The following is a 21,141-nucleotide window of genomic DNA, read 5'->3' as shown; positions in this document are numbered from 1 at the left end:
AAAATGCACCGGGAACGACACAGCATGGAAAAAATAGGCTGGCTGCGGGCTGCCGTTCTCGGGGCTAATGACGGGATAGTGTCTACCGCCAGTCTGCTGTTGGGCGTAGCGTCGGCTAACGTCACTCAGCAAAGTTTGCTCTTGACCGGGGTGGCGGGTTTGGTGGCTGGTGCGATGTCGATGGCAACCGGTGAGTATGTTTCAGTGTCTTCCCAGGCTGATACTGAAAAGGCCGCGCTGGCTGAAGAGCAAGCTGAGCTGAATAGCGATTTTCAGGGGGAACACCGCGAGTTAACCTCGATTTATGTCCATCGGGGGCTTGATTTGGCTCTGGCTAAACAAGTGGCAGAAAAACTGATGCACCATGATGCGCTAGGCGCCCATGCGCGTGATGAACTGGGGATCTCAGAAATCACCACCGCGCGTCCTTTACAGGCCGCGTGGGCTTCAGCGTTGAGTTTTGCTGCCGGGGCAATATTACCGCTATGTGTAGCGGCCATCGCGACAACGGAATGGGCCATCCCCGCCATTGCCTGCTCAGCATTGATCTCACTGGCAGTACTTGGGGGTGTTTCGGCCAAAGTGGGCGGTGCACCAATCGGCCCTGGAGTGATGCGTATTACTTTCTGGAGTGCACTGGCCATGGGGATGTCCTCGGGGATTGGGGCGTTATTTGGTTTGGTTACGGGATAAGTGTTAAACCAATAGCAGGATGTTTTTCTCTGAGTCGCAGTCATCTTTGGCAACGTATAGTGAGAAGAAAACGCTTGCAGAGTAAGCGTTGATAACCCATCATTTGAAACGACGTTTCACTTCCTTGCTACAGGCCAATCTTGAACTTACACGGGCTACTGCCCCAGCACGTTGCCAAGACGCATTGGTATGCCAAGCGAAAAAGCTATCGGGTGCTTTTTTGGCGGGAGATCACGCCACTGGCAGTTCCGATCTTTCTAGAGAACACCTGCGTACTGCTGATGGGGGTGCTCAGCACCTTCCTGGTGAGCTGGCTCGGCAAAGAGTCGATGGCGGGTGTTGGCCTGGCAGACAGTTTCAACATGGTCATCATGGCCTTTTTCGCGGCGGTGGATCTGGGTACCACGGTGGTGGTGGCCTTTAGCCTTGGCACTCGCGATCGTAAACGAGCGCGGGCGGCGGCACGCCAGTCGCTGGTATTAATGACCGTGCTGGCGGTGCTGCTGGCGGTTGGGATCCATTTGGCCGGGCAACAGATCATTAACGTGATCGCCGGTGAAGCCACGCCCGAAGTCAAATCGCTGGCGCTCTCTTATTTGCAAACCACCGTCTGGAGCTACCCGGCAGCCGCCATTGCCCTGATTGGTAGTGGTGCCCTGCGTGGGGCGGGCAACACCAAGATCCCGCTGCTGATCAATGGCGGCATGAATATCCTCAACATCCTCATCAGCAGTACGCTGATTTATGGGGTATTTAGTTGGCAAGGGCTGGGTTTTGTTGGCGCGGGGCTGGGGCTGACCATTGCCCGCTATATTGGCGCGATCGCCATTATTGCGGTTCTGGCGGTGGGCTTTAATCCGGCGCTGCGTATTACGCTCAAAAGCTATTTTACGCCACTCAACAGCAGCATCCTGCGTGAGGTGCTGGGGATTGGTATTCCCGCCAGTATCGAATCGGTACTGTTCAACGCTGGCAAACTGCTGACACAAATGTTTGTCGCCGGGATGGGGACCAACGTCATCGCCGGTAACTTTATCGCTTTCTCTATCGCGGCCCTGATTAACCTGCCGGGGAATGCCTTGGGATCGGCTTCGACCATTATCGTCGGCAGGCGTCTGGGGAAAGGGCAAATTGCTCAGGCCGAGCGGCAGATGAAGCACGTCTTTTGGCTGGCAACGATTGGCCTGACGGTGATTGCCTGGGGAACCGCTCCCTTTGCCGGGCTGTTTGCCTCATTTTATACCCAGGAAGACGATGTTAAAGAGGTGGTCAAAATCCTGATTTGGCTCAATGCCGCGTTTATGCCGATCTGGGCCGCGTCCTGGGTGTTACCCGCCGGGTTGAAGGGCGCGCGTGATGTCCGATTTGCCATGTGGGTGACGATGTTGGGTATGTGGGGCTGCCGAGTAGTCGCCGGTTATATCCTGGGCATCGTGCTGGGCATGGGCGTAGTGGGGGTCTGGCTGGGGATGTTCTTGGACTGGGCCGTTCGCGGAGTCTTCTTCTATTGGCGTATGGTCAGCGGGCGCTGGCTATGGAAATATCCACGGCTCAGAAAAAACCAGCCTGAATCAGCCGAAGAACAGTCGCCAAGCTAACGGTATTTTATTGGACTGAGCCGGGTTGGCAGTATCAATCCATTGTCGGCGGTTATGTTTTGGTGTAAGACTGATGCCACGATAAATGATCTAAAGGTGCACCATGGATGGATTGATATTTATCGCTGGTTTGGCGTTGTTCCTGTGCCTGGTGGTATTACCTATTTCTGTGGTGGTATCGCTCGGCCGTGGCAACCGCAACCAGCGGGAAATTACCCAACTGACACTGACCATCACCCAGTTGCAAAAACAGGTGGATGATCTCCGCTTCGAGGAAACCGGGAGATCGCGGCCGCCGCCAACGCCAACTCCCCAGGTGCCACCTGTGGCTGCGAAGACAACGCATGACTTTGCTGCGAACGCGGCACAACAGTCAGCCGTTAAACCCGCCGCTGACATGGCCGTTACCCCTTCGGTTATATCACCATGGGAACCCACAGCTCCAAAACCAGTTGCACCAGTAGCAAGCATTCCTCGCCCACCTATTGCTGATAGACCTGCCATTGATAAACCACAGCAACCGAAAAACGACCTGCTCAGCGGGCTGGTGGGCTGGTTTATGCAAGGTAATCCGCTGGCGAAGCTGGGTGTCTTGCTGCTGTTCTTCGGTTTGGCCTACCTGATGAAATACACTGTTGAACGTGACATGCTGCCTATTGAGTTCAGGTTAATGGGCGCGGCGGCGGCTAGCGGCGTTTTACTGTGGTTTGGCTGGCGTCTGCGTGTTAAACAGACGATGTATGCCCTGATCCTGCAAGGGGGCGCGGTTGGCGCGCTCTATATCACCGTATTTGGTGCCTTCCGGCTTTATCAACTGTTGCCACATATGCTGGCATTTGGCCTGATGCTGGTGATCTGCGCCGCCAGCGTGGGCTTGGCCGTATTGCAGCGTGCCCTCAGCCTGGCGATGCTTGCCAGCATTGGCGGCTATCTTTCACCTTTGCTGTTGTCCACCGGTGGCGGCAGTTATATCGCGCTATTCTCCTATTATCTGCTGCTCTCGCTGGGCATTCTGGCGATCAGCGTCTGGCAGCCATGGCGGCCACTTAACCTGCTGGGCTTTGTTTTTTCTTTTGGCGTCGCTGGGCTGTGGGGAGTAAACAACTACCTGCCGGAATACTACCTGGGCTGCCAGCTGTTCCTGATTGCCAATATCGTGATTTTTGGCGTGCTATGCCTGGCGTTGACTCTACGTGCACAGTTGCCTGGCGAGAAGATTATCGATGGCGCGCTGCTGTTTGGCCCACCGTTAATCGGTTTCGGCATGCAGTATCTGATCGTTCGCCAGTGGGAGTTTGGCCCGGCGTTCTCGGCGCTGGGCTTCGGTTTGGCTTACCTGTTACTGGCCTGGGCCGCATTGAAGCGCTACCCATCCCTGGGCCGCATGTTGGCGGTTTCCGGTTTGGCACTAGGCGGGGTGTTCACTACGCTGGCTATCCCATTGGCACTGTCTGCTGAGTGGACATCCATGGCTTGGGCGCTGGAAGGGCTGGGCATTCTGTGGCTTGGTCGTGAGCAAAAGCAAATCCGCATGAGCCTCAGCGGTTCTGGTCTGTTGGTGCTGGCCTTGGCTTCCGCCCTGGTGGCTCTTGGCGCTGGAATGACGACGCTCTCCTTCACGCTGGTGTTCGCCGTACTGGCATTAACTTGGCTAGCGGTGGCATTCCTCTGGCGCGATCTGGAGAGCGAGGCTGCATTCAGGCTGGTTGTCAGCCGCGCCTTCCTGGCTGGCGGCATCCTGCTCTGGCTGGTTTGCCTGCTCGGTTTTGCCGGGCGATTGCCGCTTGATTATGGCTACGGGGCTTTCCTGGCGTTGGCCTTGTTGACGCTATCCGCAGTGCTGTGGCGTTGGGTGGCACAAAGGCTGGCCTGGCTCGAACCAGGTTATAGCATTTGGTTACTGTGGCCGGGTATGTTGGCCATGCTGTTGTTCCAATTGGTCGACTTTGATTCTTTATTGTCCTTCGGCTGGCCGAATCTGGTCTGGTTACTGGCCTTGCCGGTGGCGTACTGGCTGCTGAAGCGCGAAGCGGGCTCCCTGCCGTTACTGCGCCTGCAGCAAGGATTACACCTGTCGCTGTTCTGGATGGTGGTGTTTGCGCTGGGTTATGAAGTCTTTTGGCGCACGATGCGCTTGCCGTGGGGCATGGATGAATGGCAATTGGGCCTGCAAATGGGCTTCCTCTCCCTGATCATCTTGGCTACACATGGTGCGCTGCGCAAAGGATGCTGGCCGTTTGCCGAACATCGTCAGCTGTATGGTGCGATTGCCTTGGCCCCATTGGCGGCGTTGGCTTTGCTGCTGTTGCTGGTAGGCAACGTGTTTGATGGGGTCAGTATAGGCTGGCGTTATTTACCACTGTTGAACCCGTTGGAAGAGGGGGCTGGTTTTGCACTCTTGGCACTGGTGACTCTGGGGCTGTTTGTCCGGCGGGAATACCCGCAGTTTGCTGCATTGCTGAAACAGGCGCTACCGCTGTTTACCCTCGCGATGCTGTTCTGGTGGGGCAATGGGGTGGTCCTGCGTGCGCTGGCCTATTACGCCGATATTGCCTGGCGGGTTGATACGCTCTGGGGCTCCCGCCTGGTGCAGACCACCTTCGCTTTGCTGTGGATGCTGATAGCGCTGATCGTCATGGTGTTGTCAACTCGCCGTGGGCAGCGTGAGGTCTGGTTTGGCGGTGCGGCGTTGCTCGGAATCGTCATTGTTAAGCTGATGCTGGTTGATAGCGCCCGGGGTGGGGGATTGGCTCGTGCCATCGCGTTTATCGGCGTGGCGATACTGGTGTTGATCGTGGGATATTTTTCCCCATTGCCACCCAAAGCGGTGCGCGGTAAGGAACCCAATGTGGCAAGCGAACGAGGGAATGTATGAAAGTAAAACTGAATAACTGGTTGCTGCTGGGGTCGCTTTGTCTGGCCGGTGCGGCCAATGCGGAGCCGGTGGCTGAAAAACCGCAAGATTTCGCCTATGGCATCTCGCTAACCACTGAAGGCAGCGCGCCATTTTTCCGTATTGAACTGCCTGAGGCAGTGTATACCGAGAGCGTTTGGCCGGATCTGCGCGATGTGCGGGTGTTCAACAATCAGGGGCAGGCCGTCCCCTTTGCATTGGCCGCGAACGTCACTACTCAGGACAATAGCCAGACTTTCCCTCTGCTCCTGTTCCCGATGAAGGGGAAAAGGGTCACTAATCAGGAACAACAGGTGATTTCGTTAAAATCCGCAGGTGGTGTTGAAGTTACCTTGCCTGTGGATAGCGACCAGCCAATGGGGAACACCTATCTGCTGGAGATCCCGCAGCATGAGGGCAACTATCCCCGTCTGACCCAGTTAAAACTGGCCTGGGAGCGTCTGCCCGAGAATTGGCAGACCCGCGTTAGCCTGTTTTCTAGCCGCGATTTAAAAGACTGGTCGAGCAGCGCTGAGGATGTGCCCTTGATGGATCTGGTCTCTGGCAGCGATCGGTTGCTGTTGGATACCATCGATCTTGATGACTATGCCAGACCTCGTTATCTGCTATTGGTGTTCAACGATGCCAAAACGGCCCCTGATTTGAAGATCCAGTCAGTGCAGGGGATTGCGGCGTCCAGACACACCGAACAGCAAAGGATCGGCCTGACCTTCAACCAAAAAGCCATTTCGGCCAGTGAGGCGGAATATAGCTGGCCGAATCCTCAACCCTTGAACAATATCAGCATTCGGCCGACGCAGAGCAATACGGTATTGCCGCTCGAGATCGATTACCGCAGCGCAGCAAGTGACAATTGGCACCCTCTGACCAAGCAGGTGGTGTTCTCGGTGAATGGCCGCACCGCAGAGGCAATCCCGCTGAACGGCTTGCTGGTGCAGGGTATTCGTTTGAAAGGCATCAACCAGCAATGGGGCGATTCACTGCCAGAAGTCTCGGCACAGCGCGATAGCCAAACTTTGATATTCAATGCCCAGGGAACCACGCCATTCCTGCTGGCGTGGGGAAATAAAGCGGCCCAGCCTCAGGCGATCCCTTTAGATAGCCTGATCCCGGCAGAGCTGCGTAAAACGATAGATGCCGATGCGTTGCCAGAAGCTGGGTTGCAATCCCAAGTGACCCTGGGCGGCACCGAACGCTTGAGCGCGGTAGATGCCGCAGAAGAGGCCAGTATGTGGAAGAAAGGCCTGCTCTGGCTGCTGCTGGTTGTGGGGGCGGGGGGATTGGTGTTGCTGGCCTTGAAGCTGTGGAAAGAGGTTCAGCAGAAGCCGCAATAGGGCAAGTGATTGCTGGCTGTTAGGATAGAAAACAAGGGGTGACGCGGTGGCGTTGCCCCTTGTGCATTTATAGATATAGAAGCGCCCTATAGGCTAAGGCGCTATCCTTTAAAGATGGTGCCCATTGTTCGTAGGTAGGATCAGTTTTACCTCAGTTGGGTCTGATATATATTGATGTATGGGCATTTTTATTTCGGTACTAATAGCTAAACACCATAATAAAACCACTGAAAATTAATAACCTGCCATTGATTAAAGTAACTGACTCCTGATTTAAAGAGTATTCTAATTAATTCTCATGTATTCGGAATCTCCAGGTGGTGGATATTGGACTGTCCGTAATCGATAATAATTTCATTAACTAATAATGTTGACCGACATGGATAACATGGTTATTCTTGGCACTCTATTCATTGCTGGTGAATTGATATAAGCAGTCTGCACCCTGACATCGTATACTGCATTTAGGACGCGGCCTCGACCAGTTGTTTAACGGGGGAATAGCTCGAGTATGTAAAATAGTTTGGTTTTACTGCTTAATTATTATGGTGTTATGGAAAAGGATAATTCCCTGATGCTCTATTTGTTGTTGACTATCGCTATTAGATTTAAAAAAATAATAGCGTGCACTCTATTGTCGTGGTTGCTTTCTGCCTGTGATAATAAGAATGATCTGTTGATCCAGGGGTATGTCGAGGGGGACTTTATGTATATTGCTGCCCCAGCCTCTGGTGTGCTAAAAAAACTCCATGTCAAAAAAGGCGATCGAATTCACTCTGATGCTTTATTGTTTGCTTTGGATAATGAACGTGAAACCCAGCGCTACTTACAGGCGCAACATCAGTTAGATATAGAACAATCCACGCTTGTTGATTTACAGTCTGGTAGAAGAAAAACGGAATTAGACGTTTTGCGAGCCCAGCTCAACGGTGCCATTATTGCAACGCGGCTCGCCCATTCAAAACTGGCACGTAATGAAAAGCAGGCAAAACGCGGGGCTATTTCTGAGTTTGAACTGGAAACCTACCGCTCGGACTATAATCAAAAAGCAGCGGTAGTTGAGGAGTTACAAAATCGCCTTTCCGCTGATGAACTCCCCGCCCGCGATGCTCAACAACGGGCTCAAACAGCCCGTATTGAAGCGGCAAAGTCGGTGCTTAATCAAAGCAAGTGGGCACTGGATCAAATGACACGCGCTTCCTTGGTAAACGCACAAGTATTTGACACTTTTTATCAGGTCGGGGAGTGGGTTCCAGCAGGGAGCCCCGTCGTTAGCCTGCTACCGCCGGGTAAGCATAAAATCCGCTTTTTTATCTCTGCTGCACTGCTACCTCAGGTAAACGTCGGAAAAGAAATTAAAGTTATTCTACAGCCTGGTTCAGTACCGGTTGCGGCAACCATTGATTATCTCTCTGCCGAGGCGGAGTTCACTCCGCCTGTCATCTACAGCAATGAGCGAAGAGAAAAGCTGATCTTCCTTATCGAAGCTAAAGCCACCCAAAGTCTGGCGGGGGATTTACATCCCGGAATGCCGGTAACGGTGGATCTTTCATCATGAGCAGGTTGGCTATCAGCGTCCAGAATATGAATAAGTATTTTGGCGATCGCCACGTGGTCAACGATCTTTCTCTGGAAATTAATACCGGCAAGATTTGTGGCTTTCTCGGCCCTAACGGCAGCGGTAAAACGACCTCCATTCGTATGTTGTGCGGCCTGTTGACGCCTGATTCTGGCACCGGCCACTGCCTGGGTTTTGATCTCTACCGTGAAAAGGACACGATCAAACAGCATGTGGGCTATATGACTCAGCATTTCTCCCTGTGGGAAAACTTGACGGTGCAAGAAAATCTGCGCTTCATCGCCCGGCTGCAAACCATCCCCCAGCGGGAGAAAAAAGTTGAGGAGATCCTGCAACAAATGGGTTTACAGGATCACCGTCATCAATTGGCTAAACGGCTATCCGGCGGTTGGAAGCAGCGGTTGGCACTCTCCGCCAGCCTGCTGCATAACCCGAAACTTTTGTTGCTGGATGAACCCACCGCAGGGGTTGACCCTAACGCCCGGCAGGAGTTTTGGCAAATATTGCATCGCTTGGCAGACAGCGGCGTGACAATTTTGGTTAGCACTCACTATATGGACGAAGCGGAACGCTGCCATCAGATTGCCTATATCGCCTACGGCAACCTACTGGTCCAGGGCTGTGTGGATGAGGTGATTAAGCAGCAGCGGCTTATCACCTGGGCGGTGCGTGGGGAAAAGCTCAGCCGTCTGGAACAACAATTGATACCGCTGCCTGGCGTTGAACATACCACTCTGTTGGGCAATGTGCTGCACGTCACCGGTAGTGATCCCTTGTTGCTTAAGCAGTCGTTGGCTCGATTTCATCAGGATTATCGTCTGGCTCAGGTGGATACCGGGCTAGAGGATATTTTTGCCCGCTTAATTAAACAGCACCAACAAAGTACCGCTGTCAGGAATTAACCCATGCCTCTATTTTCTATAACCCGCTGGTGGGGAATTGTCGTCAAAGAATTACAGGAGCTACGGCGCGATGAGTTGAGCGCCGGGATGCTGATTATCCTTCCTCTGATGCAGGTTATTATGTTTGGCTACGCCATTAATACCGATCCTCACCGCTTGCCTACTGCGGTTATTGATGCGGACAAAAGCGTAATGAGTCGCAGTATGTTGTATGCACTACATAATTCCGGTTATTTCTCTTTTCAAGCGGAATGGGCCACGGAGCAACAAGCGGCAGAGGCGTTGGCACAGGGAAAAGTACAGTTTGTTATTAATTTCCCCTCTGACTTTAGTCATAAATTATTGCGCGGTGAAAAAGCCAGTATGTTGATTGAGGCTGATGCCACCGATCCGGTAGCCATTATTCAACCGCTGATAGCCGCGAATATGCTGTCGGAACGGGTGTTAAACAGAAATTTGCCTGAAGCGCTAAAGCCAGCGGCATCACGGGTTTCTATTGATGTGCGTCAGCATCGGCTGTTTAACCCCGAAGGGAACACTCAATACAATATTGTCCCCGGATTATTGGGTATTGTTCTGACTATGACGCTGGTACTGATGGCTGGCCTTGCCATTGCCCGAGAAAGCGAAAACGGCACGATGGAGAGCCTATTGGCGACCCCTGCGATGCCCTTAGAGGTGATGACCGGAAAAATTACGCCCTATGTGATGATTGGCGGGCTTCAGTCCGTTGTGATCTGTTTGATGATCGTTTACCTGTTTAATGTGCCGATCCTGGGGGATCTGTTCTCGCTGTTTATCGCTATCTTACTGTTTATCGTCTCTAGTCTGGCGGTGGGTATTGCGCTGTCTGCCTTTGCTAAAAACCAGTTACAGTCAATGCAGCTCACTTTTTTCTATTTTTTACCTTCGGTGTTGTTGACCGGGTTTATGTTCCCATTCCGGGGGATGCCAGAGTGGGCGCAGGTTATTGGCTATTTTTTACCTATGACCTATTTTCTCCGGCTGGCCCGTGGCGTGATCCTGAAAGGCAACACCATCTTTGAGATGGGGGCAGATGTTTGGCCGCTGATCGGATTCACCTGCGGATTTATGCTCCTCGGCCTCTATTTCTATCACCGCACTCTAGATTAACTAATACCGCTATCCCGATTTCAAAACCCGATGGAAGTGATTTATGAAAGATAATGGATTATATGAAAAGCCGCTGGTACGGCGCTTTATGCTATGGATACACGAACGTTTTCCTCTGCCTAATGCCCCCTTCTTTGTTCTGCTGTTTATTGTCGCGTATGCCGTGGCGGCCAGTTCAGAAAAGAGGGAAGTGATTTTCTCATGGAATATTATTATAGGCTGCCTACTATCCTGGTCCTATTTTCTGCTGTTGCGAGTTTTTGACGAACATAAGGATTATCTCATCGATTGTGAGCATCATCCTCAGCGGGTACTTCAACGGGGATTGATCACGCTCAAACATCTTAAATTTGTCGGTGCAGGTTGTATTGCACTACAGCTCTTCGCCAGTATGGCCATTGATGGGGGTATCGCTGGGGCGACCTTGGCGTGGGTACTGCTATTCGCCTGGACCTGCCTGATGGGTAAAGAGTTCTTTATTGGTCAGTGGCTCAATCAATATCTGACCTGTTATGCCATCTCCCATATGTTGGTGATGCCGTTAATCATCTGGTGGCTGGCCAATATAGCGGTTCCTGGCGTTACGCTCAGTGCTCCGATGCAAATATTGATGCTTCTCTCTTTTACTGCGGGATTTATTTTCGAAATCACTCGTAAATTTAAAGGCCCGGATGAAGATCGGCAAGAGATCCCTACCTACTCCTCAATCTATGGGATAAAAACCATTTTCATCATTCTGATCATACTGATTTCTGTGATGCTGCTCATCCAGCTAGGGTTGATTATGGCGACTATCGGGAATGTTCCTTTCTTATCCCTGATCCCGTTAGTGATTTTCTATATTTTAACCCTGTATCAGCTCGTTACGTTTTTACATCACCCCTGTATTCGCAACCGAAAGCGCAATGAAGCCATTGTTGGTCTCTACCTGGCCGTTGGTTATCTGGTGTGTGCAATAACGATTTTTATTGCCGTAATCGTTTGATATTTAAGGATGTTATCATGTCGATAAAAGGTCTGTCACCACGTCATCTGTATACCTATACGGAAAAAGCCCGGCAGCAGCGTTTAGCCTATCTGTCAAAGCACATGCAGTGTTCGCTGGATAAGGTTGCCCAGAACTCGTTTGATGCCACCGCGCTATCCAACAACATTGAAGGGTTTATTGGCTCGGTAGAAGTCCCTGTAGGTATTGGTGGCCCGCTGCAAATCAACGGGCTGCACGCTCAGGGGCTGTTCTACGCCCCGTTTGCGACAACGGAAGGGGCATTGATCGCTTCTATTTCACGGGGCGCCACGGCGATTACCCGTTCTGGTGGTGCCACGGCCAGGGTGCTGGGCCAGCGTATGATGCGTGTGCCACACTTTGAATTTCTCAGTGTGACAGAGGCGCTGGAGTTCAGTCATTGGGTAGTCAACTATCTCGATGAGTTACGCAGCGAAATTTCCAGCCACTCTCGTTATGCGCAGTTGGTGGCCTTAACACCTCAGATTATCGGGCGCAGTGTACACCTACACTTTATCTATGAAACAGGTGCTGCCGCCGGGCAGAATATGACGACAACCTGTACCTGGCATGTCTGCCGGTGGATCCAGGAGAAGCTGGCGACGACCACGGACCTTAAGCCTCATCACTTTATGATCGATGGTAATTTATCCAGCGATAAGAAAGTCTCTTATCAGTCGCTGATCCACGGCCGGGGTACGCGGGTGATTGCCGAGGTGTACCTGAGTGCCAGAGTGTGTCAATCCATCCTGCGGGTCACTCCTGTTCAGTTAGTTAATGCTTACCACCATGCTGTGGAAGGCGCCATAGCCGCCGGTATGGTCGGTATGAATATCAACGTTGCTAATGTCATTGCGGCACTGTTTACTGCCCTAGGGCAGGATATTGCCTGCATCCATGAATCTTCCGTCGCTCATTTACGCATGGAGCTGAACAACGAGGGGGCGCTTTATTGCAGCATCACATTGCCTTCTCTGGTCATAGGTACCGTTGGCGGCGGCACTTATCTCCCTCATCAGCGTGAATGTTTGAACATGTTAGGCTGTAGCGGGCCGGACGGTACCAGCAAGCTGGCGGAAATTATTGCCAGCTATTGCCTTGCCCTGGATATTTCCACGCTGTCCGCTATCGCGGCAGATGAATTTGCCAAATCCCATGAGAAGCTGGGGCGCAACCGCCCACACCTTGCCGCCGCTCCCACCACATTGGCGGAGCTCAATCTCGCTTTCTTCCACTCCGCATCCTATAACCCGGTCTGGGGCAGTAAACTGCCGGTATCCGCGGCTATATCGGCAGGTTCAGACGAAAAATACAGTCTGTTGACCACCCTCAGCGCCCAACATTCGTACAGGCTGATGGGGCTGTTTCCCGGTACTTTGACCAATGCGGCACGGCAGGATATTCCGGTGATGCTGAAGCTCAAGCCTCTGGATCAAGACATCTTCACCATGATGAAGTTTTTTGCCGGGAAGTGTTCACCGGCTCTGCTTCAGGCTCTTTCAGATGCGACACACCTGATAGAGTTTGTTAACACCCACAGCCGCGAAGTGGCGGTAATGAATCAGCATGATCCACGCCTGACGCGGTATATGCCAAAGGTTTATGGCGTTATTCGTGATGACAAAACGCGCACCTATGCCTTGATTGAAGAGCACCTCCACGATTTAGTGCTGATGGATTCCACCAACGGCATCGGCTTATGGCAACCCCGCCATATTGAAGTGGCCATCGCGGGTATTGCAGAAATCCATGCCGTTTGGCTGGGGCAGGAGGGTGCGCTGTTACAGCAATTCCCTGAAATCTGCCTGCAGGGCAAAGAGAACACTCTGGCGCAACGTCCCCTGTTACAGGCATTTGCGGGTTTTATGGCCCAAAACGTAGACCACTACTTTACCCCGTCAGAGCATGACTATTTCTTGTCATGGATAGCCAGCATAGAAATCTGGTGCAGCGAAATAGAGCAGATGCCACGCACGCTGGTACATAACGATTTTAATCCGCGCAATATTGCCTTCCGGCAGTGTGATGAGAGGCTGGAACTGTGCTGCTGGGATTGGGAACTGGCCACGCTGCACCTGCCTCAGCGGGATCTGGTCGAGCTGTTGGTTTTCACGCAGCAGGCAGATATTAGCGCTGAGACGGTGGCGCACTACCTCGAATTTCATCGCCAGCAGTTAGAGCACCATAGCCAAAGCGCTGTTGATGCCATTCAGTGGCAGAGAGGTTATGTGCTGGCGCTGCATGATTTTTGGCTACGGCGTATTCCATTCTATTTAATGGCACACCACGTCAGCCCCTATCCGTTTATCGATCGAGCTATGCAGACCCTGCGCAAACTTATTGAACTGACACGAGCTCATAGCACCACTTAATTCATTTTAGCCAAGGAGAGGCGTGCAAGATTGGTCAGTTTACTCAGCGGTTCTTCTGTTGGGCAACTGACCCGATCGGATCGCTCAAATGGACTCTATGACAAACTTATACTCTCAGCATCAGGCAGTACAATTAACTCAGGATCAATTGGGTGGAAAAGCCGAAAATCTTTTATGGTTATCGTTGGAACAGTATCCCGTACCAGAATGGTGGGTGGTGCCAAGCGATATCCTTACTCAACTGGTCACTCAGGATCCGGTTACTGCCGAAATGGTGCTGCGGTTAACCACCGTCACAGCGGATATCACCTTTGAGGCACTGGAAGAGCTTGCCACCCCGTTGCGGCAACGGATACAGCAGGCACAGTTGCCTGCGGGTCTACGAAAACCCCTGTCGGCACTGTTGGCGGACTATCCCGATACTTTCTTTTCTGTTCGTTCGTCAGCCATTGGTGAAGATGCGGATAATGCCTCTTTTGCCGGACAGATGGACAGCTATCTGTTCCAGCAGGGGGGTGAAGCGATTAGCGCAAGCATTTGTGCCGTGATGGCTTCTGCTTTTAATACCCGGGCACTGCAATATCGGCTGCACAGGGGAATACCTGTGGATAATATCCGCAGTGCCGTCATTATTCAGAAAATGGTGGACGGTGAGGTTTCCGGCGTGATGTTTACTGCAAATCCGGTGACAGGGAGCCGCCAGCATGGATTGATCTCCTCAGCCTGGGGGGTCGGTGAAGGGGTGGTTTCTGGTGAATGTGATACGGATGAGTTTAGTGTCCATCTGTTCAAGGATGAGATTGAGCGCCGTATTGTCGAAAAGCGCGTTGCGTTAGTGTTTGATAAAACCCGTCAGCGGGGTACGGTCACTCAGCATATTGATCAAGCCAGCCAGTGGGCCGAAACGCTCACCGATGTACAAATTTATGCGTTACGGGATATAGGCAATAGCATTGCCCGCCACTGCGGTTGCCCGCAGGATATTGAGTGGACCATTAAAGACCAGTTGCTCTATATTTTACAAACCCGTCCGATTACCCGCCTGCCGAAAGTCGCCGAACCGGTTGACCGCTGTCTGGTGTTTAACAACGCCAATATTCAGGAATCCTATTGTGGGGTAACCACGCCGTTGACGTTCTCGTTTGCCAGAGCCGCCTATGCGACGGTATATGAGCAAACTATGCGTATTCTTGGCTGTTCTGATGAGCAAGTTAGCCAGTCTCAGGACATGTTAGATAACATGCTGGGGCTGATTAAGGGGCGGGTTTATTACAATATCAATAACTGGTATCGCTGCTTGCTGATACTGCCATCATTCAAAACCAACAAGCAGGATATGGAACGGATGATGGGGCTGACGGAACAGGTGGATTTTGTCCAATCCAGGCAGTTCACCCTGTGGGAGAAAGCGGCCAAACTGCCGGGCATGGTGAAGGCTTTGATCCGCCTGCTGGCTTCGTTTCGCAATATGGATAACCACGTTGAACAGTTTTTACAGCAGTTCAGGACCCTCACGGCAAACATTCCGCGCGACCGCCTGCATACGCTCACGGCGAACCAACTGACAGAACTGCTTAGGTATCTGGATACACACTTGCTACGGCGCTGGACTACGCCGATCCTCAATGACTTTTACGTCATGATGTACAACGGGCGGGTATACCGTACTTTGGCTGCTGCGGGAGGTGAAAAAACTGCTGCCCTGATGGGGGATTTACTCTCTGGAGAAGAGGGTATTGAAAGTACTCAGCCGACCAAAGAACTGTTGGTCATGTGCCAGTACGTCCGCTCTAAACCCGCCTTGCGTAAACTTATTGAACAGGGGCAGGGCGCCACGCTGCTAAACCAGCTCAAGACCCAAGACGCTCATTTCCACCGGCAGTGTATTGGCTATATCGATAAATATGGCGACCGCACCATGGGCGAAATGAAGCTGGAAACCTTAACGCTTCGTTATGATCCCCGCTTTCTGTTTACCATCCTGAAAAACTATCTGACGCTGGACGACTTAACGCCAGAATCACTGGCTGCCAGAGAACGGGGATTACGCAGCGAAGCGGAAAAGCGTGCTTTTAGCATCGTGGAGTACGAGCTGGGCACGCGTCGCATGCGGCAGTTTAAACGTCATCTGGCCAGGCTTCGTCAGGCTATCCGTCATCGGGAAAATATGCGCTTTACCCGTACCAGGTTGCTCGGGATTTATCGCGATCTGTTTAATCAGCTTGGCCGACAGTATGCTCAGGAAGGCATTCTCTCTCAGGCCCGTGACATCTTTTATCTCACGCTGGATGAGATCTATAGTGGCTATGAAGGAACCGCCGTTCAAACCCAGTTAAAACCGCTGGTTGGAGCCCGCCAAGGGGAATATGCCAGCTATGAAGCGGAAGAGCTGGCCCATCACATCTGTTGTCATGGCTCCCTGTTTCAGAAGCATGACTTTGCCAACCCTTACCAGGTGGAAGCACTCCCATCAGATGAAAATCAACTGCAGGGTATCGGCTGCTATCCCGGGATCGTGGAGGCCAGCGTACGCTTAATCAAATCTCCCGAAGATGAGATGTCACTGTCTGGGCAGATCCTTTGTACCGAGCGGACCGATCCCGGTTGGGCGCCGCTGTTCCCAACGGCAGGGGGGTTGTTGATAGAAAGGGGATCTACGTTGTCCCACTCTGCCGTGGTGGCAAGGGAGATGGGGATCCCCGCCATTGTCGGCATTCCCAATATCACCCGCTTGATACGCGACGGTGAGTATGTGCGTATGGATGGTGGGGCAGGTACGGTGACACGGCTGGAGCCGTTTAAAAAGGACGCATGTGTAGACTCGGAGGAGGTTCTACCATGATTAACGTCTCTGAATGGCGGCCCAGCCAGCAGTTATCCGAGGCGTTTCTGTCTCTCCCGCAGCAAATCTATCGCCACGATCCTCTCTGGCCGGGAGAAGATCAAGCATCGCTCAAACAGCAGTTCAGCCAGGAAAACTCATGGTTTGAACAAGGTAAGGCGTGGACTGGCACTATACCGGGAAAGGCTCGCCTGGTGGGTTTTCTCCCCCCTTATTTGGTTGAAGGACAGAAGGTGGCGTTTTTTGGTTTCTGGGAAAGCATTAACGACTTGTCCTGCAATCAACACCTGTTCAACGCCCTGGCGGTGTGGGTAAAAAAGTACGGTATTACTCAGCTGTACGGGCCGATCAATTTTTCCACTTTTGGTCAGTACCGCATTCGCCTGAATCAGTTTGAAAAGGGGGCTTTCACTGGGGAGCCCTACAATCCGCCTTACTATGGCACTTTACTGGAACAGTTAGGGTTCAGCGTTAAGCACCGCTATCTCTCGACTTTCGATGATGCCAGTTTGGCGGCGGATAACTGGTCACAGCGATACCTGCGGATGAAAAAGCTCCCCATAGATATCGAAAGTCGTCCGCTGACTCCGGCTTTATGGATGCGAGAGCAACGCCGAGTGTTTGCATTTACCGATCGTCTGTTTGGTGATGGTTTCGCTTACACCCCGCTAAAGTGGGATGAGTTTCAGCAACGTTGTGGTGAACACTTTATCCGGCGCTTTTGCCCCCATTCATCTATGTTGGCTCAAACCACGGATGGAGAGATTGCCGGTTTGTCCATGGTGCTTCCGGTCTATCGGGACGGTAAAGCAGAGGCCAATTTGTGGAAAACCGTAGCGATAGATCCCCGCTATCGGCGTACTGGTGTGCTTGGCCATCTGTGTGGTCAGTATCTTCAATATACTAGCCAACATTATCCCCGCGCGGGTGGGGCGATGATGCGTGATGATAACGCCAGCCTGCTCATGGCCAAATCGCTGTTTAGAGGAACCGATCGGCGTCATCACGACTACGCACTGTATGGCAAGGAGCTATTCTGATGAACCTTTGTCAGCTCATCGTTCAGTCTGCTGAACGCTATCCCGACAGGGTCGCGCTCAATGTTCCGCTATCCAACGGCGAGTATTCCACTCTGACCTATCGGGACTTTATCAATCTGGCAGGACATTTTCAGCGCCAGCTGATCCAGTCCGGTTTTACCCGTGGCGATCGTCTGGTGTTGCTGATCCCCCCTGGCCTGTACCTCTATCCTTTGCTGATGGCTATGCTGGGAATAGGGATTGTTGCCGTTATGCCGGAGAGGGGGCTCACTAGAGCGCAGTTTCGGGCGACGCTGAGGCACTGTCGGCCCAAAGCCATCATTACTGTAGCAACAACTGGCAAGTGGTGGCCGCTGATCCCCGAGCTTTGGTGGTTAAAGCGATTTGTGGTTGGCCACCCGGTGCTGGGTATGCAGCAACTACAGGTCAGCGTTAATGCGCCGGATGGCGGTTTTATCTGTCAATCGCTGACACCTGATGCCACCGGGCTGATTACCTTTACTTCGGGTACTACCGGGATCCCCAAAGGGGCAAATCGTACTCATGGTAGCCTGATGGAGCAACAGCGCGCCCTCGAAAGCCTGATGCTTACAACAGATCATGATATTGATTTATTTAGTTTTCCCGTGCTTGTTTTGCAGACGTTGAGCATGGGGCAACAGAGCATTCTGCCCTGCTTTGACTTCGCCAGACCGGCTTGCGTTAATCCTGCTGATGTTATTCAACAAATTGGCCACTTTGGTGTCACGCGCATCAGTGGTGCGCCTGCCTATATGCAGAAAATCATTGGTTATGCTCAGGCACGGCGGCTGACCTTTTCCAAGGTGCGCCAAATCATTATTGGTGGTGCTCCGGGCAGTAAAGCTCTTTATCAGAGCTGCCTGCAGGTTTTTCCTTTGGCGCAGCAGATGGTGATTTATGGCTCAACGGAAGCAGAGCCGATTGCCTGTGTCGATATACAAACCTTAACGGAACGTTGGTCGCAGCATGATGGCTACCTGGTCGGCAAGCCGATCAAGGTTGCTGAAATCTGTCTGCGGGACATCATGCCTAACGGAGAATCAGGTACGCTGAAGCCACCCATTCCCGGAGATATTGGTGAGATCCTGGTAGCTGGCCCTCATGTATTGTCTGAATATATTGATAATCCGCAGGCAACCCGGCGGTACAAAATTCCGCGTAAACAGGGCGGCATTTGGCACTGTACCGGGGATGTGGGGTACTTCGATGAGGGGGGGCAAATATGGCTACTAGGCAGAGTTAATGACAGCATTGCCATTGATCAATACCGGGTAATTCACCCCTATATTATTGAAAAAAGGCTTAATGACCTCAAGGAAATAGAACGTTGTGCTTTGGTTGCTCATCCGCAAGGCAATGCGGCCCTGATCCTGCAATGCACCAGCCTACCGCAAGAGTTATCGGCAATTCTGGCAGAGCTACAGCTTATAGACGTCACCCAAGTGTACCAATTATCGGAGATGCCTGTTGACGTTCGGCATAACAGCAAAATTAACCGTCTGAAGCTGAAACGTTTACTGGCAAAAAATGCTTTGAAGGTATGTAGGTTGAACAGGGCGTCTTTATGAATAAGTCTCCTTTCCTGATACGTTTAAATTCCGCCGATTGTATTACGCTGGTTGGGCTACTTTTTAGCGCAGTTGCAATGGGTTGCGCCCTGCACAAACAATTATTTTTATCGGTTGCCTGGTTGTTTCTCGCCATGCTGGTGGATGCGCTTGATGGCATCTGGGCTCGCCGTAATAAGCTGGTTCGCGCCTTTGGCCGCTATCTTGATGGGTTTATGGATCAGTTGATCTACCTGATTTCACCCGCAGTAGTGTTCTACCTTTCAGGCTTTGATGGTTACTGGTCGCTATTTTTACTGTTGATGATGGCCTGCGGTTCTATCCGGCTTTCGGTGTTTAATGACGTCGGTAATATAGAAGGAAGCAGCGGGCTTTCTTACCCCGGTATGCCGGTATTCTGGAGCCTGTTTATCCTTGGAGCCTATTTGCTGCTGCGCCTGGTGCTACCACCGCTGCCAGGTTATCTGCTGCTCAGCGTTGCGCTGTTGTTGTTTAGCATAGCCATGCTGTGGCGGCGGCCGTTTTATAAGTTTAAACATCTGAGCATCATTATCTTGATTACCCTGTCTGGTGCCTTCAGCTTCGCTTTACTCCATTTCAGAGGCTTCTATGTGGTATGACATGTTATATGCGTGGTATCTGATGATCCCCGTCATATTGGGAGGCTGTACCCATATGATAATTGTTAGGTATAACTACTTTGCGGTTTTGAATGTTCCTTTGGCGGTTTCCTGCTTTGGTGCGAATAAAACCTGGCGTGGGTTGCTGCTGGTTCCTCTGTTAACCGCACTGTTTGCTCTTTTATGGCTCCCCATTGGTCAGCTTCATTCACCACAGGAAATATTACCGATACTGATTGAGGAGTGCTGCCTTGCAGGACTGCTTGCCGGATTGGGTTATATTTTGCCGGAGTTGCCTAACTCATGGATGAAAAGAAAGTTGGGCATTCCACCGGGCAAGCTGCCGGTTCGCAACCGTGCCTTTTTTATCTTCGGCGATCAGATAGATTCGGCTATTGGCGTGACGCTGGCCTATACCCTCTATTTTAAGTTGCCTGCAATGTCAGCCGCGCTGATCTTGGTTATTTTCTTGTTGAGTGCTTTTGTGGTGAAACAGTTGTTGTATTTACTGGCGTTGAAAAAGACGAGGTTTTAGGCTGGGGTCAGTGTGTCATTTGAACTATTTGCCCAAGTGTAACGGCTTGCGAGGCTGCGTTTGGTCGGTATTTTTTGCGCTAGCATTGTAATTCTGCGCTGTATTCAAGTGGGGAATGAGCTGCTGTAACGACAGCAAAAAGCCCGCCGCCATTTTGTTGCCACTTGTTCGCAGATATAAAAAAGCCACCTCGTGAGAAGTGGCTTAATCATATGCTTTTAAAGCTAAAATTTGGTGGCCCCTACTGGACTTGAACCAGTGACCAAGCGATTATGAGTCGCCTGCTCTAACCAACTGAGCTAAGGGGCCAGGCGGCGTGATTATACGGTAATCATGGGATGCAGGTCTACACCCATAAAACCATATGATGTTTTTATGCACAGTTCTAGCCTGTTGTAATTGCAGGCAGATTTTGCGATAACCGCGGTTAATTCCTTTTAACGGACTGGTGATACTCATGGAACTCTTGGCGCCAAACCTACAGGTGGTGTTCTGCGGCATCAATCCTGGCCTTTCCTCTGCCCATCAGGGCTATCCTTTTGCCAATGGCAGTAACCGTTTCTGGAAGGTGATCCATCAGGCGGGCTTCACCGATCGCCAGTTGGCCCCGGAACAATGGCTACAACTGCAAGAAAACGGTTGTGGGATCACCGCTCTGGTCGCGCGCCCAACGGTGGCGGCCAGTGAACTTTCACGCGATGAACTGCGCGGTGGCGGTGAGGTGCTCAAAGAAAAAATTCTGCGTTACCAACCTCGTGCTTTGGCGATCCTGGGCAAACAGGCGTTCAGCAGTGCGTTTGGCGTGCGTAATGCCGCTTGGGGGCGTCAGGAGATGATGCTGGGTAAAACTGAGGTGTGGGTATTGCCTAATCCCAGTGGATTGAATCGTGCCACGCTGGAGCAGCTTACCGAGAGCTACCGCGAGCTATTCCTGGCGTTAAAATAAGGCATAAAAAAACCCCGGCGAGCCGGGGTTCTTACGA

General features: G+C 51.9%; 15 protein-coding genes and 1 tRNA gene. 15 read left to right on the top strand and 1 reads right to left on the bottom strand.

The window, feature by feature from the left end:
• The first annotated feature begins 3 nt into the window (after positions 1-3).
• From KGP26_RS24750 to KGP26_RS24685, 14 genes are all read left to right on the top strand, one after another.
• Positions 4-693 (top strand): VIT family protein, encoded by a 690-nt coding sequence (locus KGP26_RS24750; protein WP_037376223.1) that lies wholly within the window; start codon positions 4-6, stop codon positions 691-693.
• Between the two features lie 140 nt (positions 694-833).
• Positions 834-2,291, top strand: a complete 1,458-nt coding sequence (locus KGP26_RS24745) for an EmmdR/YeeO family multidrug/toxin efflux MATE transporter (RefSeq protein WP_021806913.1) — start codon at positions 834-836, stop codon at positions 2,289-2,291.
• A 103-nt stretch (positions 2,292-2,394) separates the two neighbouring features.
• Positions 2,395-5,166, top strand: coding sequence for a DUF2339 domain-containing protein (locus KGP26_RS24740; protein WP_223664711.1), 2,772 nt, complete (start codon positions 2,395-2,397; stop codon positions 5,164-5,166).
• Positions 5,163-6,539 carry a DUF3999 family protein gene (locus KGP26_RS24735; RefSeq protein ID WP_223664710.1) on the top strand — a complete coding sequence of 459 codons (1,377 nt, stop codon included), beginning with the start codon at positions 5,163-5,165 and terminating at the stop codon, positions 6,537-6,539. Before KGP26_RS24740 ends, KGP26_RS24735 begins: the two co-directional genes overlap by 4 nt.
• Before the next feature lie 553 nt (positions 6,540-7,092).
• A complete protein-coding gene (locus KGP26_RS24730; RefSeq protein WP_223664709.1) occupies positions 7,093-8,097 on the top strand; it encodes an HlyD family secretion protein in 1,005 nt (334 codons plus the stop codon).
• Entirely contained in the window at positions 8,094-9,020 is a 927-nt protein-coding gene (locus KGP26_RS24725; protein WP_223664708.1) for an ABC transporter ATP-binding protein, read from the top strand. The genes KGP26_RS24730 and KGP26_RS24725 overlap by 4 nt, the downstream gene beginning before the upstream one ends.
• A 3-nt stretch (positions 9,021-9,023) precedes the next feature.
• A complete protein-coding gene (locus KGP26_RS24720; RefSeq protein ID WP_223664707.1) occupies positions 9,024-10,154 on the top strand; it encodes an ABC transporter permease in 1,131 nt (376 codons plus the stop codon).
• Between the two features lie 43 nt (positions 10,155-10,197).
• Positions 10,198-11,139, top strand: coding sequence for a UbiA family prenyltransferase (locus KGP26_RS24715; protein WP_223664706.1), 942 nt, complete (start codon positions 10,198-10,200; stop codon positions 11,137-11,139).
• A 17-nt stretch (positions 11,140-11,156) separates the two neighbouring features.
• Entirely contained in the window at positions 11,157-13,532 is a 2,376-nt protein-coding gene (locus KGP26_RS24710) for a phosphotransferase (protein ID WP_021806906.1), read from the top strand.
• 97 nt (positions 13,533-13,629) lie between these two features.
• Complete coding sequence (locus KGP26_RS24705) at positions 13,630-16,374, top strand: phosphoenolpyruvate synthase (protein ID WP_245399445.1); 2,745 nt, start codon at positions 13,630-13,632, stop codon at positions 16,372-16,374.
• A complete protein-coding gene (locus KGP26_RS24700; RefSeq protein ID WP_021806904.1) occupies positions 16,371-17,414 on the top strand; it encodes a hypothetical protein in 1,044 nt (347 codons plus the stop codon). Before KGP26_RS24705 ends, KGP26_RS24700 begins: the two co-directional genes overlap by 4 nt.
• Entirely contained in the window at positions 17,414-19,003 is a 1,590-nt protein-coding gene (locus KGP26_RS24695) for an AMP-binding protein (protein WP_223664704.1), read from the top strand. Before KGP26_RS24700 ends, KGP26_RS24695 begins: the two co-directional genes overlap by 1 nt.
• Entirely contained in the window at positions 19,000-19,623 is a 624-nt protein-coding gene (locus tag KGP26_RS24690) for a CDP-alcohol phosphatidyltransferase family protein (protein WP_209523682.1), read from the top strand. Before KGP26_RS24695 ends, KGP26_RS24690 begins: the two co-directional genes overlap by 4 nt.
• On the top strand, positions 19,613-20,158 hold the full coding sequence (locus tag KGP26_RS24685) for a CDP-archaeol synthase (RefSeq protein WP_223664703.1): 546 nt from the start codon (positions 19,613-19,615) through the stop codon (positions 20,156-20,158). Before KGP26_RS24690 ends, KGP26_RS24685 begins: the two co-directional genes overlap by 11 nt.
• A 232-nt stretch (positions 20,159-20,390) precedes the next feature.
• On the opposite strand, the gene KGP26_RS24680 is transcribed toward KGP26_RS24685, so the two are convergent.
• Positions 20,391-20,467, bottom strand: a tRNA-Ile gene (locus KGP26_RS24680).
• 148 nt (positions 20,468-20,615) lie between these two features.
• Between KGP26_RS24680 and mug the strand changes: the two genes are divergently transcribed.
• A complete protein-coding gene (mug, locus tag KGP26_RS24675) occupies positions 20,616-21,104 on the top strand; it encodes a G/U mismatch-specific DNA glycosylase (RefSeq protein ID WP_071682895.1) in 489 nt (162 codons plus the stop codon).
• The last annotated feature ends 37 nt before the right edge of the window (positions 21,105-21,141 follow it).

The organism is Serratia sp. JSRIV002 (assembly GCF_019968725.1).
GTDB lineage: Bacteria > Pseudomonadota > Gammaproteobacteria > Enterobacterales > Enterobacteriaceae > Chania > Chania fonticola_B.
The sequence above is the reverse complement of the archived record's forward strand: the minus strand, read 5'-3'. Positions and strand labels throughout refer to the sequence as shown.

What these genes read in the sequence shown, in the direction of transcription:
- KGP26_RS24750 (WP_037376223.1), top strand. Translation starts at nt 4, where the DNA reads ATGCACCGGGAACGACACAGCATGGAAAAAATAGGCTGGCTGCGGGCT.
- KGP26_RS24740 (WP_223664711.1), top strand. Translation starts at nt 2,395, where the DNA reads ATGGATGGATTGATATTTATCGCTGGTTTGGCGTTGTTCCTGTGCCTG.
- KGP26_RS24735 (WP_223664710.1), top strand. Translation starts at nt 5,163, where the DNA reads ATGAAAGTAAAACTGAATAACTGGTTGCTGCTGGGGTCGCTTTGTCTG.
- KGP26_RS24730 (WP_223664709.1), top strand. Translation starts at nt 7,093, where the DNA reads ATGGAAAAGGATAATTCCCTGATGCTCTATTTGTTGTTGACTATCGCT.
- KGP26_RS24725 (WP_223664708.1), top strand. Translation starts at nt 8,094, where the DNA reads ATGAGCAGGTTGGCTATCAGCGTCCAGAATATGAATAAGTATTTTGGC.
- KGP26_RS24720 (WP_223664707.1), top strand. Translation starts at nt 9,024, where the DNA reads ATGCCTCTATTTTCTATAACCCGCTGGTGGGGAATTGTCGTCAAAGAA.
- KGP26_RS24715 (WP_223664706.1), top strand. Translation starts at nt 10,198, where the DNA reads ATGAAAGATAATGGATTATATGAAAAGCCGCTGGTACGGCGCTTTATG.
- KGP26_RS24710 (WP_021806906.1), top strand. Translation starts at nt 11,157, where the DNA reads ATGTCGATAAAAGGTCTGTCACCACGTCATCTGTATACCTATACGGAA.
- KGP26_RS24705 (WP_245399445.1), top strand. Translation starts at nt 13,630, where the DNA reads ATGACAAACTTATACTCTCAGCATCAGGCAGTACAATTAACTCAGGAT.
- KGP26_RS24700 (WP_021806904.1), top strand. Translation starts at nt 16,371, where the DNA reads ATGATTAACGTCTCTGAATGGCGGCCCAGCCAGCAGTTATCCGAGGCG.
- KGP26_RS24695 (WP_223664704.1), top strand. Translation starts at nt 17,414, where the DNA reads ATGAACCTTTGTCAGCTCATCGTTCAGTCTGCTGAACGCTATCCCGAC.
- KGP26_RS24690 (WP_209523682.1), top strand. Translation starts at nt 19,000, where the DNA reads ATGAATAAGTCTCCTTTCCTGATACGTTTAAATTCCGCCGATTGTATT.
- KGP26_RS24685 (WP_223664703.1), top strand. Translation starts at nt 19,613, where the DNA reads ATGTGGTATGACATGTTATATGCGTGGTATCTGATGATCCCCGTCATA.
- mug (WP_071682895.1), top strand. Translation starts at nt 20,616, where the DNA reads ATGGAACTCTTGGCGCCAAACCTACAGGTGGTGTTCTGCGGCATCAAT.